The sequence below is a fragment of the Neobacillus sp. NPDC093127 genome (assembly GCF_044754175.1).
Taxonomy (GTDB): Bacteria; Bacillota; Bacilli; order Bacillales; family Cytobacillaceae; genus Neobacillus.
Genome location: NZ_JBIVOP010000011.1, coordinates 127,025 through 138,990, shown reverse-complemented (window position 1 = coordinate 138,990; position 11,966 = coordinate 127,025). Strand labels below are relative to the sequence as shown.

The following is an 11,966-nucleotide window of genomic DNA, read 5'->3' as shown; positions in this document are numbered from 1 at the left end:
TGTTTACCTATTTTGCCAACAATGTCAGCACTGTATCTAGAACAACATTTACACCCTTTTCACAATCTTCCCAAGTCGTTAGTTCTTCTTCACAATGGCTTTTTCCGTTGATACTTGGAACAAACAGCATGGCCGTTGGGACGAAGCTCGCAATGAATTGCGCATCATGGCCGGCACCGCTGACCATCCGTCGATTAGAATAGCCCAGCGACTTTGCTGATTCTTCAAGCAGATTGCAGATTTCCGGTTCAAACCAAACGGTGTCCCGCTCCCATAATTTGGTCACTTTGACCTCACAGCCCTCATTGACCCCTAAATGTGGCAGACGTTGAACAAAATCCTTATAGGTGCTGACGATTTCCGGATCCTTATGCCGTGCCTCCAGCGAAAAGACTACCTTATTAGGAATGACGGTATGGATACTCGGATACACATTCACCCGGCCAATAGTGAAGACTAATTCTTCATCTAACACACTTAAGTGGTTACGGATTTCATTGATTAAGTTATTGGTTGCAAACAGAGCGTCTTTTCGCATGTTCATTGGGGTTGTACCGGCATGGTCTGATTCCCCGGTTACTTCAATCTCAAAGCACGCCATCCCGACGACACATTCGACGACACCAATAGAAAGCGCAACATTTTCTAAAATGGGGCCTTGTTCAATATGTAATTCTAGGAAGGCGGTCGCTTCTTTCAGACGGTTTTCAATATCCCCTTCGAAGCCACTGGACTTGAGGGCTTCCTCAAAGGTAACTCCTTCAGCATCTTTCTTTTTCAACATAACGGACTTGTCAAATTTCCCAGAGAGTACACCTGAGGCCATCATCGAAGGTTCGAATCTTGCACCCTCTTCATTGGTGAAATTCACAATCGTAATTGGAATCCGCGGCTTGATGTTATTTTCCACAATCGTTCTAACCACTTCCAGGCCCGTTACGACACCTAGTACACCATCAAAGCGGCCGCCCTTTTTTACCGTATCCAGGTGAGACCCAATTAGGATTGGAGGTTTATTTTCGCTGCCCTCAAGGGTGGCATACATACAGCCCATATCATCAACCGTGACCGCCATTCCTAATTCCTCACAGCAGGAACGGAAGTAATCCCTTACCTTGGAATCTTCTTGTGATAATGACAACCGGGTGACCCCATTGTTTTCTGTTCGGCCAAAATCGGCAAATTGTTCTAGTGTCTGCTTCAGTCTTTCTCCATTAATCAATAGCTTTTGTTTTTGCATGATTAAACACTCCCTTTTAAAATGAGATTAAGAACGTTTCTAAGTGTGTTAATAAATCTCATGGAGTTGAAAAGCAGAAATTCAGTTTGTCAGTAACGGTTACGACTCTACTTTCGTAAGCCGTCCCATTCCCACAATTATCTTATTATAAGATTTGAAAAAATATTCAGTCATTTCAATTATATAACACTTCTACTAGCTGTCACTAGACAAAACATCAAATCCTTCAGGGAGATTGTTTTATAAATTGTATGATTCACAGCCTAGCCCAATGAGGAAACCATTTCCTACAGCGAATTAGCCTATTGGCATTGAATGTGCAGTTTTTCTAATAAAGCGCTGCTTTTGTTTCCATTAAGCTAGGTATCCTCTTAATGTTTCGATAAATGTCTTCAATGCTTTTGTTTGATAGGAGGTTTGAGTCAGGATTGAAAAATTCCGTTTAAATGGCAGTCCTTGGACATCAATCTTTCCGATATAACCGTTGTTTAGTTCCTTCTCGATTGCCCATTGAGACAATAAGCTGATCCCCAGCCCCGCTTCCACCGATTCCTTAATCAGCTGTGTGCTTCCGAATTCGAGGATTTTTTTCGGAGTAAAATCAGACATCCGAAACAGATTTTCAGCAGCCTCCCTTGTGCCGGAACCCTCTTCTCGTAGAATCCATGTTTCTTCCGCTAAATCAGACATTCTTTTTTCCCGTTTCTCAGTCAATAAATGATGTCCGATCGGGGCAACAATAAACATATTATCTTCAGAAACGACCTCCGAATTTAACGTATCCTCTTTAAAAAATCCTTCAATAATGCCAATATCAAGTTGATGCATTTTCACCAGCTCAATGATTTCCTTTGTATTTTGGATTTTGATGGACGGACTGATCTGAGGGTATTCCCGCTGCATTCTAGCAATAATATGGGGCAGGATATATTCACCAAATGTATAGCTCGCACCAATCGCAAGCGGTCCGCTCGCCTTATTGGTCAGATCATCGACCAGTGACTGCATTTTTGTATAAAGGGCTAAAATTTCTTTTGCGTGATGGTAAACAATCTCCCCGGCCTGATTGAGGCGCACATATTTATTGCTCCTCTCTAGCAGCCTCGTGCCGATGGATTCTTCTAAGGTTCTAATATACTGGCTGACCGCAGGCTGCGTCATATGCAGCTCCTCCGCGGCTTTCGAAAAATTCTCCTTTTCGACAACCTTTACAAATACCGCTAAATACTGGTCCATCGTTTTGCTCCTTAACCTTTTTTATCGTATCGGAATTTAATATCATTCGACTTTGAGAATTGTCTAGCACAAGCGGCTAGTAGTTCGCGAAACGGGCGCTTGCGCTTTTCCCATTTATATATATTTACTTATCATCCCTATTATATATCTTTATTTTCCTTATGTATAAAACAGGAGTATGCTGAGGAGAGAAAATAAACTGAGGTGAAATGAATGGGGAGCCAAAGTGCTAGTGCTTTATCTTTAAATAAACAGGCTGAACAGCCGCAAAAAAAGCCCGAACCAAAACCCTCCGTAGGATTATGGTTATCAGGAATTGCATTTACCGTTGTGATTGCGGCAATCGGTTATGTATTATCAAAGGTCCCTGGCTTTGATCGTGTTGGCCCGCTCGCTTGTGCTATCGTGATTGCGGTTATGTATCGGCAATTTCTCGGTTATCCGGAAAAAATCCGCGCCGGGATCCAATTTTCCTCCAAACGTTTTTTACGTTTTGCAATTATTTTATACGGTTTAAAACTTAATATCGATATAGTGCTTCATCAAGGACTGGGACTGCTTGCACGGGATGTTGGTGTCATTGCCTTTGCGATATTATTTACTGTTTGGCTTGGAAAATTGCTGAAAGCGGAATCTTCCCTCGTTATGCTTCTGGGAGTCGGTACAGGTGTATGCGGGGCAGCGGCGATTGCAGCCGTTTCGCCAATCATTAAAGCAAAGGATGAAGATACCGCTATTGGTGTAGGAATTATTGCCTTAGTTGGGACAATTTTTTCAATTACTTATACTATCCTGCGTCCGTTTCTTCCGCTATCAGCGATTGATTATGGAATTTGGAGCGGAATCAGCCTTCACGAAATTGCCCATGTCGCTTTAGCCGGTGCCCCTGCTGGTCCGGATGGGTTAGCGATTGCCTTGCTTGCCAAATTAGGCCGGGTGCTGCTTCTTGTGCCATTATGCTTTATTCTTATGTATTGGGTAAAAAGAAAAAGTGCCGGAAAGGCCGGAGATACGAAAATTGAATTTCCATGGTTTCTGATTGGGTTTATTTTGATGAGCTTGTTTGGAAGTTATGTGCTCGGTAAATCGATTCCAGTTCCGAAAGCAGCCATGGATGGGATTGCCAATGCAACAACCTTTATTTTAACCACTGCAATGGTCGGACTTGGTTTGAATGTAAGCTTGCGCGACCTCCGAACGAAGGCAGCCCGGCCTTTGATAGCAATGTTAATTACATCTGTCGTCCTTTCAATCGCTGCGTATTTTATAGCTTAAAAATCGTGTAAGTATAATAGATATGTGAAAAGGAAACAGGGGCACCTGTTTCCTCTTTCCTCTTGCCTACTCAACAAATTGAAGGTCTTGATTCGATTGATCGTGCAGTTCAAGGTCTTTCGGGATGCGGAGGTAGAGAATGCTTTGTCCGTGTGTAATGTCGGTATTATGGTCGAATAAGGACGCTTCTCCTGTAAACTGACTGACAGAAAACGGGTTTGAAAATTCTGTGAAGGCCAGTTTACTTGCCTTTGGATTCTTGATTGTTAAACTGTCCCCCGTTAGTGTCAAGCCAAGGGGATTTGCCAGTTCCGCTATTTCCATCCCATTCACACTTGAACTTGTTTTATAAAATACAGCTTCAAGCGTGCCATCATTGGTCTGTTTCCGCTCAACAACAATGGTAATATTTTGGTATTCATCATTATCAAAGGCTATTGAAAGCTTTTTCCCTGTTACAGTAAATTGCCATTGCTTACGGATCAATTTTTTGTCAACCTGATTGATTTTCCCCTCCTTTACTGCTTCAGATAAATTTAAGCTTTCACTTTCCAATTCCCCGCTATCCACCTTTTCCCTTCCTTCCACTATTTTAGCGGGATGAACAGCTGCCAACACCACACAAATCAAAAGGACTGCTACATATCCGCTGAAGATCCACAAAACACGATGGCTGTATGAAATTTTTCCTTTCCTATTTATTGTTCTTTTCATCTCTTTTGTCGATAAAACCACAATACCGATGATAATCATTGCCGTAATAAGAAGCGGTATCATCCCCATCATGACCTGACCTCCATTCTATTCGATAATGCAAAGGCAAAAGAAATAAGCAGGCCCGCCGTAACAATGACTTTTATGATAAACAATGTTAGTGATGGTTCCATAAAGAAAAAATTAAATCCCTTTGCGATCACTCCTTCATTCCCTCTAAGTCCATCAATAATTAATCCCCCGAAAAACGCTGCCGGTATCAAAACTGCAAACGCTTTATTAATCTGGACTAATGTTCCAATTAAATATCCTAGCGCACAAAATAGGAAGATGTAGAGAAATGTAGAGAATGATCCTAAGAAAAACTCGTTTGGCGCCGACATAACTGACGTGCTTTTTAAAGATACGTCACTAAAAAAATAATAAACAACCACTTTGATTACATAGGTAGATAACATCGATGTAATTCCGCCAATGATACTCGCGGTTAATAAAAATGCGGTATTGGCTAAATTGCTGCTGGCTCGATTGGTAACAAAGACGAAGTCATCATTTCGATACGCCTTCGTTGTGATGATAATGGCGGTAATAAATCCCCACAGCATCGTAAAGGCCACCACCATTGCAGCCGAGAAATATTTAATTTCTATTTGAAAACTTCCCTCACTTGAACCCATACCCCCAATACCATTCATGGAAAAGAGGACGGCCAACAATTGAATGAAAATCAGCGATATGAAAACCTGACTGTAAGCCTTCAGCTTATAAAGATACTGCTTTTTTACAACATCTATCAGACGAACCCTAGTTAAAGACATCATCAATTCCCCCTTTCGTTTTGCTTGTTAAATAGACACATAAGTCACTTGCGGAAACTGGAGTAAACTCAATTCCGGCAAGACGGGCATGCTGCCGTTCTGTTTCGGAAAAATCATTCCTTACCACCACATACGACTGATCCAGCCCAACACTTTTTTGATAAATAAGCTCTTTGTTCTGTGTCCATTCATCTACAATGGCCGTCTTCCCTTGAAGTCCAAGGCCCCATTCCTTTAAATCGGCAATTGGCAGATGAAGAAGTTCCTTCCCATCTTTCATAAGGAGAATGTCTTCTAGCAAATCCTCAATTTCATTCAAATGATGGCTCGAAATAATAATGGTCCTTGGGTGGGCAAGATAGTCCTTAAGTAAAGCACGGTAAAAATCCTTTCGGACCGCTGCATCCATCCCTGACGTCGGTTCATCAAAAAGAGTTAACGGCACTCGGGCGGCCAATCCTAAAATGGCGTTAAACGTGCTTTTCATACCCTTAGATAACCCGTTATGATGCTGCAATGGGTTGAGGGAAAAATACTCTAAGAGACGGTTCGCCAAATCATGGTCCCAATTTTCATAAAAGCTCGCTGCTGTCTCCAATATTTCCTTAAGATTTAAGGAAGTCGGGAGATTCATTTGATCATGAATAAAAATAACATTCGCTGAAACCTGCAAATTGTTAAAGGGCGTTTCGGAAAAAACCTTCAGCTCCCCAGTAGATTCTTTCAAAAAACCGGTAATGATTTTAAGTAAGGTTGTTTTTCCGGCGCCATTCCGGCCGATGAGTCCCGTAATTTTATTTTCTTCAATTTTGCAGCTAAGATTGTTTAACGCTTTTGCCCCGCCATATACTTTCGTCAGTCCGCGGCATTCAATTACAGTCATTGCTCTGCCTCCCCTATGTCAGCCGTTTTGATCATGTCGATTAATTCCTCTTTGCTTACTTGAAGCCGTCCCGCTTCCAAAACAATTTCCTGTACAAGCCGCTTCAACGTTTGGTTTTTCCGCTTGGTCAGAATCATTTCTTTAGCGTTGCTCGTGACAAACATCCCAAGCCCGCGCTTTTTCATTAAAATTTGTTCATCCGCCAAAATATTCAGCCCCTTTGCCGCCGTTGCCGGGTTAATATTAAAAATCTCTGCAAGCTGGTACTGGGAGTAAATTTTTTGTCCACTTGCAACATTTCCATTTAAAATCTCATTCTCCAGCCATTCTGAAATTTGGACATAAATCGGCTTCGTCCCGTCCAGATTAAGAATCAATCTTTTCACCCCTCCTCTGATATAGTGCATTAGTGTTGTAATGTAGTATATCATAATTGGTAATGATAAACAATTGGACTTTGCCATATTTTTTTAAAAACAAAAAAGGCCCTTTCCCTGGGGGCAATCCTGCACCAAGGTCAGAGCCTTATGAAACATTAATAATTCTTCTTGTTCGCTTTGTGAATCCAGGCATTTAATGGCATATAAGTATTGCTTGGAACGATTCGTTTCATTGGAATACTTCGTTTTTCCACTGGCAGGGCAAGTTGTTTGTATATAAAGAGATCGTCAAATCCAATTTGTGCTGCATCTTTATTTGTACAGGCATAGTAAACGGACTTTAGTCTGGACCAATAGATCGCTCCTAAACACATTGGACATGGTTCACAGCTCGAATAAATCTCGCAATTTTTTAATTCATAACTATTCAAATACCTGCATGCGGCCCGAATCGCCTGCATTTCAGCATGTGCCGAAGGATCCTTATTTGCCACTACTTGGTTACGGCCGACCGCAACGATCTGCCCGTTTTTTACGATAATCGCACCAAACGGCCCGCCACCGTTGGTTACAACATTATCAAGAGCAAGATCTACCGCTGCCTTCATAAACATTTCTTGACTCATCTTCTTCCCCCAGTCCTTTAAGACATTTCTCCTCCATATAAGGATATTCCTAAATTTAGGAAAGGGGAATTGTTCATCATCTCCAAGCATTTTGTGTGACACATTATCTTTATGCAACTACTTCCCGTTCGTTGCTGAATTGTTTGTATTGTTCTTCTATCATGATGGTTTTTAGGATTTGCACCGTCTTCCATACGTCATGATAGCTGGTATAGAGGGCAATCGGAGCTAAACGGATGACGTTAGGTGCACGGAAATCCGGTGTAACCTTGTTTTCTTTTAATGCCTTGCAGATTCGCGCTGCTTCCTTGTGTTCAAGGCTGACATGCCCGCCTCTAAAGCGGTCATCCATTGGATTTGTGATGGAAAATCCCATCTCCCGCAGCTCATAGTCCATCAGCTCCATCATATACCGGGTGAGACTTAACGATTTTCTGCGAATATTTTCGATTCCTGCTTCTTGAAAAATTTCTAACGATCCCAAAATTGGCGCTAAACTTAAAATATGAGGTGTGCCAATTTGGAAGGCACCAGCTGTTTCAGCAGGTGTGAGGACATGCTCCATATCAAATTGCTTTTCCTTTTTCGAACCAAACCATCCTCCCAGTCCTGGTCCAGAAAGAATCCCAAGCTGCTTTTCATGAACGAAAAGTCCCCCGACACTGCCTGGGCCGCCATTCAAATATTTATAATTGCACCACACCGCAAAGTCCACTCCCCAATCGTGCAGTTCATGCGGCATCGCCCCAATGGAATGGGCAAGATCAAAACCAATGATGATTCCGCGCTTATGGGCTTTATGCGTCAAGAGCTCCATATCAAGGAGCTGGCCGCTGCGGTAGAGCACGGATGGCAGCAAAATGATGGCCACTTCATCCGTCATCGCCGCTATAATATCTTCCTCGTTGAGGGTTCGGCCATCCCTGCTTTTCACGCGAATGAGATCCTCAACTGGGTCAAGGTTCTTTAACCTCAGCTGACTTTGAAGGGCATAAATATCCGACGGGAAAGTTAACTCGTCCGCTAGAATTTTCTTCCTTTTTCCTACAGGCTTATAAAAGGTTGCTATTAACTGGTGGATATTGACGGTAATAGAACCCGTCACCATCACTTCTTCTTCCTTGGCACCAACTAAAGGTGTAAGCATTCCTGCTATTTTTTCAGATAAGGAAAACCAAGGCTGCTTCCCGCCCATCCAGCCATCAATGCCATACCTCTTCCAGTCTTCAAGGGAATTTAACAGCGTTTCCTCTGCCCGTTTCGATAATAGGCCTAATGAATTTCCATCCATATAATAATGATCCTTTTGAAGGTAAAATTCTTCGCGAAACTTTGTCAATTCCGCTTTTTCATCCAGTGATTTTGCATAGGCTTCTGAAGCATCGAGTAAAGACCCCTCCATTATTAACAATCATCCCTTCATCTATCAGATTGGAAAAGCAGGTGCATTCGTTAGTAAACTAGGAAGTAGAATCTTAGTTTTTTCAAAACAACCGAACTTCACTTAATCGCTATGTAACAATTATAAAATATTATATCTGCTTTACGGGACTAATTGTATTGCGTTTTCAGAATTTTACTAATAATTTTTCAAGCAACAAATGATTTTTAAAAAGTAGTTCGTTATCTTCAGGAAATTTTGTACAATAGGAGTATAGACTGGTCTATCATAATAATCTTTTAAAATTCGGTGCAGATACTACTTTAGGATAGAATTTATATACTAGGAAGTGAATGGAGTATTATGTTGAAAGCTAGGATTTATCAATTATCGTTATTTTTTACTTCCGTGGCCATAGCTTTTTTCTCCCCTGGTATTTTGACTGATAACAAGAGCTTTATGGTAGCCTTAATTGTATTCTGGTTTTTCTCCACCCTATACTTTCGCCTACGGGTATTCTTTAAGAATGGTAATACCAATATTGAATATGGAATAAGCTATGATTTATCACTTATTTTATTTGCCGGTCCGTTAGGCTTGTTCATCTTTGAAACCCTTTATCGATTTACCGTTTATTTTTATCGGAAATGGGCAAAAATGGCAGATCCAAATGAGTTTTTCGATACTTTTTACAATGTTGGCTCCTTTGTTCTTACAAACTCGATTGCTTATTTTTTATTCCAGCACTTTTATTCAAGTTTTCAATCCTTTCCCTTTGGCTATTGGATTCTGTTATTTGGATTAGTGTGTCTTTCTTCCTATTTATCAGGTGCGATCATGTTGATTTTATTTGTTACTTTAGGAGAACAAAAATCATTTAAAGAGGGCATAAATTTTATTTTTAAAGACATAAGTTTACTAGACTATGGGAAAGTGGCTATCACTAACGGTCTATTATTTCTTTTTCTTCGAGACGGAAAATGGGAAATGATTATCAGCCTATTTATCTTAAATTATATTGTTAACCTCTCGTTCTATTCAAAATCTCAAAGTATACAAAATAAGCTGGAGCGGGACCAGTTTGAACAAATGGCCTATACGGACTTTTTGACAGGCGTCTTCAATCGGACCTTCATGGATAAAAAGATGGCCGAGTTAAATCAAACCGAGGAGGATATCGGCATTGTCGTTGCCGACATCGATAAATTTAAAGGAATTAATGATAACTACAATCATGCCGTAGGAGATAAAGTAATCCAGCATTTTGCCGCAACGTTAAAAAGCTATTTAGGTCAAGAGGATTATCTTTTTAGAAGCGGCGGTGAAGAATTTACACTTTGTCTTAGAAACAGAAACTATAACCAGGCCGTAGATTTGATCAACAGGATGCTTGGCGCGATTGCAAATAATTCCGTCCAAGTAGAGTATAAGGGGGAAATTACGACTATTTCCTACACAGCATCGTTCGGGCTCTATTTCTACAAAGTGAATGAACACACCTCAATTGAAAAAGCCTATATCCAAGCCGACGAACTATTGCTCCAATCCAAACAGCTCGGAAAAAACCAAGTATCCGCCCTCAACGGCCTCCTAAACAAAAAAGTGGTATAACCAGAAACTTATGGTTATGCCACTTTTTTTGTTTACGTTGATTGGGTGTCATTGATTGGGTGTCAGGCACCACAAAAAGACATTTGTCCGTCTCCAGTGGACACTATCTTTTCCACGTGCCTGACACCAGTTAGGATACTATTTAGGAAACGCGTTTTAATTGTTTGAATTGGCCTTTTGATAGGACGGTTTTTTCTAGCCGGTGGGCCATCATTCCTGCAAATACGGCTAGGATTATATCTTTTGGCAACGGGGGAACCATCCAGATCCATGTCATTTTGTATGTAAAGCCAGCAGGTGCCGCAGTCCAAAATTTATACGCAAAGTACATCCAATTTGTTCCGAAGAGATAGTTGACGGCCAAGCCGATTACTGCTGCAATGATAAAAGCTGGCACAGTTTTTTTCTTTTCCACCACTCTCCCAATGATAAATGCAACTAAAATAAATGAAATAATAAAGCCAAATGTGGGATCTATAACCATAAATGGTCCTGATTTTAATTTTGCAAAAACAGGTACCCCCGCCAAACCAACTAACATATAAACGATCATCGCAATGGAACCTAAACGACTTCCCAATATTGCCCCAGCTAATATAGCAAAAAATGTTTGGAGTGTGATTGGTACCGTGCCTATAACCATAAACGGAGCCAATGAGGTTATGTTAGCTCCAATCGCCATAAGTGCCACGAACATCCCAACTAGTGTTATATCAAGTGCCCTTAACTTCATCCTTTTCAATCTCCTATCCCAAAATAAATTGTCATAAATATAAAATAAAGGGTTAAAGGAGGTATTGTCAACCACAAATCATTTTCGGTTAACAATGAATTTTTTTAATTTAAGAAAATGAGATACCCTAACGTGAAAACCAGCCATTTTCCCACTGCCTTAATGCTAACCTACAGCAGTTTTCTCTTGCGGGAATAGTGGACCCCATCTTGATGACATGGTTCTATAAGAGAGTTTCAAAAAATTCATAACCACCGATAAAAACAAAAAAGGATTGAGCACTACTTAAAGCTCAATCCTTTTTTGGCGTTAAACGGGAGAGGCACTAACCACCCATAACAATGTCCATCCCACACGGACAAATGTCCACGGACGGTGCCTGACACCCCATGATTGACACCCCATTGATTGACACCCCAATGACACCCCATTGTTTTACATCCTATTTATCTTTTGGGCGGCAGTTTTTGCAGACTTTGATGGTTTGGTTTGTTTCTGTTTTGTATGGGTAGAGCAGTTTTATTCTTGTTCTTTCACATATTGAACATGTCCCCCGTCCATTTTGCGGCAGGTAGCTGATGGTTTTTCCACGGTTTCTCTTTGCCATTTTCATCCATCCTAATCGATAATAAATTCCTTTCTTTATTTAATGTTGGACTGGCACGAATATTGATAGGCATTTAATGGTTTTTTCATAAAGACAATAAAAGTTTGCTGGAGCTGGACACTTTTTATAGTCGAAAAATTATCTGCTTACATGGACCACGGAATTATTCTTCTACTCCCTTTGTATCTTTCTTTTTCCAAAACTCTACATAAAGCAACAATGTTAAACAAAAAACAACACCATCATACCAATTTCCAACTCATGGAAGATATTTCAAAATAACATATAGCATTTCTAAACCTCAAAAATGAATAGAATTTTCAATGGTCACAGGTCTTTTAAAATAGGTAAAACTTCCTATTTTTAAATCTATTACTATAAAGCTCTAAATTATCTTACTAAAATTTTTGTTGGAAGAATTTTCGTAGCTCCCCGATTTTACGACAAATTATTGTGAATATT

12 protein-coding genes are annotated in these 11,966 nt (G+C 40.5%); 2 read left to right on the top strand and 10 right to left on the bottom strand.

Annotation, left to right across the window (positions count from 1 at the left end; all coding sequences use genetic code 11):
• Positions 1 to 7: 7 nt before the first annotated feature.
• Positions 8 to 1,240 carry a Zn-dependent hydrolase gene (locus tag ACIQCO_RS16210; protein ID WP_400430313.1) on the bottom strand — a complete coding sequence of 411 codons (1,233 nt, stop codon included), beginning with the start codon at positions 1,238 to 1,240 and terminating at the stop codon, positions 8 to 10.
• 354 nt (positions 1,241 to 1,594) lie between these two features.
• A complete protein-coding gene (locus ACIQCO_RS16205; RefSeq protein WP_400430311.1) occupies positions 1,595 to 2,476 on the bottom strand; it encodes a LysR family transcriptional regulator in 882 nt (293 codons plus the stop codon).
• A 213-nt stretch (positions 2,477 to 2,689) separates the two neighbouring features.
• Between ACIQCO_RS16205 and ACIQCO_RS16200 the strand changes: the two genes are divergently transcribed.
• Positions 2,690 to 3,751, top strand: coding sequence for a YeiH family protein (locus ACIQCO_RS16200; RefSeq protein ID WP_400430309.1), 1,062 nt, complete (start codon positions 2,690 to 2,692; stop codon positions 3,749 to 3,751).
• 66 nt (positions 3,752 to 3,817) lie between these two features.
• On the opposite strand, the gene ACIQCO_RS16195 is transcribed toward ACIQCO_RS16200, so the two are convergent.
• The 6 genes from ACIQCO_RS16195 to kynU all read right to left on the bottom strand — a co-directional run bounded on the left by ACIQCO_RS16195 (position 3,818) and on the right by kynU (position 8,574).
• Positions 3,818 to 4,537: a hypothetical protein gene (locus ACIQCO_RS16195; protein WP_400430307.1), complete on the bottom strand. Its 720-nt coding sequence runs from the start codon at positions 4,535 to 4,537 to the stop codon at positions 3,818 to 3,820.
• Entirely contained in the window at positions 4,534 to 5,283 is a 750-nt protein-coding gene (locus tag ACIQCO_RS16190; protein WP_400430305.1) for a hypothetical protein, read from the bottom strand. Before ACIQCO_RS16190 ends, ACIQCO_RS16195 begins: the two co-directional genes overlap by 4 nt.
• On the bottom strand, positions 5,270 to 6,166 hold the full coding sequence (locus tag ACIQCO_RS16185; protein ID WP_400430303.1) for an ABC transporter ATP-binding protein: 897 nt from the start codon (positions 6,164 to 6,166) through the stop codon (positions 5,270 to 5,272). The genes ACIQCO_RS16190 and ACIQCO_RS16185 overlap by 14 nt, the downstream gene beginning before the upstream one ends.
• Entirely contained in the window at positions 6,163 to 6,543 is a 381-nt protein-coding gene (locus tag ACIQCO_RS16180) for a GntR family transcriptional regulator (RefSeq protein WP_400430302.1), read from the bottom strand. Before ACIQCO_RS16180 ends, ACIQCO_RS16185 begins: the two co-directional genes overlap by 4 nt.
• A gap of 158 nt (positions 6,544 to 6,701) precedes the next feature.
• Positions 6,702 to 7,172 (bottom strand): nucleoside deaminase, encoded by a 471-nt coding sequence (locus tag ACIQCO_RS16175; protein ID WP_400430300.1) that lies wholly within the window; start codon positions 7,170 to 7,172, stop codon positions 6,702 to 6,704.
• A 109-nt stretch (positions 7,173 to 7,281) separates the two neighbouring features.
• Entirely contained in the window at positions 7,282 to 8,574 is a 1,293-nt protein-coding gene (kynU, locus tag ACIQCO_RS16170; protein WP_400430298.1) for a kynureninase, read from the bottom strand.
• 342 nt (positions 8,575 to 8,916) lie between these two features.
• Between kynU and ACIQCO_RS16165 the strand changes: the two genes are divergently transcribed.
• The gene (locus ACIQCO_RS16165) at positions 8,917 to 10,164 is read left to right on the top strand and encodes a GGDEF domain-containing protein (RefSeq protein WP_400430296.1); all 1,248 of its coding nucleotides are present in this window, start codon (positions 8,917 to 8,919) and stop codon (positions 10,162 to 10,164) included.
• A 142-nt stretch (positions 10,165 to 10,306) separates the two neighbouring features.
• On the opposite strand, the gene ACIQCO_RS16160 is transcribed toward ACIQCO_RS16165, so the two are convergent.
• Positions 10,307 to 10,897 carry a biotin transporter BioY gene (locus tag ACIQCO_RS16160; RefSeq protein ID WP_400430294.1) on the bottom strand — a complete coding sequence of 197 codons (591 nt, stop codon included), beginning with the start codon at positions 10,895 to 10,897 and terminating at the stop codon, positions 10,307 to 10,309.
• Between the two features lie 442 nt (positions 10,898 to 11,339).
• Positions 11,340 to 11,504 carry a hypothetical protein gene (locus ACIQCO_RS16155; protein ID WP_400430292.1) on the bottom strand — a complete coding sequence of 55 codons (165 nt, stop codon included), beginning with the start codon at positions 11,502 to 11,504 and terminating at the stop codon, positions 11,340 to 11,342.
• Positions 11,505 to 11,966: the final 462 nt, after the last annotated feature.

Excerpts from the sequence above, each read along its gene's own strand:
- ACIQCO_RS16175 (WP_400430300.1), bottom strand. The coding sequence starts at position 7,172 with ATGAGTCAAGAAATGTTTATGAAGGCAGCGGTAGATCTTGCTCTTGAT.
- ACIQCO_RS16160 (WP_400430294.1), bottom strand. The coding sequence starts at position 10,897 with ATGAAGTTAAGGGCACTTGATATAACACTAGTTGGGATGTTCGTGGCA.
- kynU (WP_400430298.1), bottom strand. The coding sequence starts at position 8,574 with ATGGAGGGGTCTTTACTCGATGCTTCAGAAGCCTATGCAAAATCACTG.
- ACIQCO_RS16205 (WP_400430311.1), bottom strand. The coding sequence starts at position 2,476 with ATGGACCAGTATTTAGCGGTATTTGTAAAGGTTGTCGAAAAGGAGAAT.
- ACIQCO_RS16195 (WP_400430307.1), bottom strand. The coding sequence starts at position 4,537 with ATGATGGGGATGATACCGCTTCTTATTACGGCAATGATTATCATCGGT.
- ACIQCO_RS16185 (WP_400430303.1), bottom strand. The coding sequence starts at position 6,166 with ATGACTGTAATTGAATGCCGCGGACTGACGAAAGTATATGGCGGGGCA.
- ACIQCO_RS16165 (WP_400430296.1), top strand. The coding sequence starts at position 8,917 with ATGTTGAAAGCTAGGATTTATCAATTATCGTTATTTTTTACTTCCGTG.
- ACIQCO_RS16210 (WP_400430313.1), bottom strand. The coding sequence starts at position 1,240 with ATGCAAAAACAAAAGCTATTGATTAATGGAGAAAGACTGAAGCAGACA.
- ACIQCO_RS16155 (WP_400430292.1), bottom strand. The coding sequence starts at position 11,504 with ATGGCAAAGAGAAACCGTGGAAAAACCATCAGCTACCTGCCGCAAAAT.
- ACIQCO_RS16200 (WP_400430309.1), top strand. The coding sequence starts at position 2,690 with ATGGGGAGCCAAAGTGCTAGTGCTTTATCTTTAAATAAACAGGCTGAA.
- ACIQCO_RS16190 (WP_400430305.1), bottom strand. The coding sequence starts at position 5,283 with ATGTCTTTAACTAGGGTTCGTCTGATAGATGTTGTAAAAAAGCAGTAT.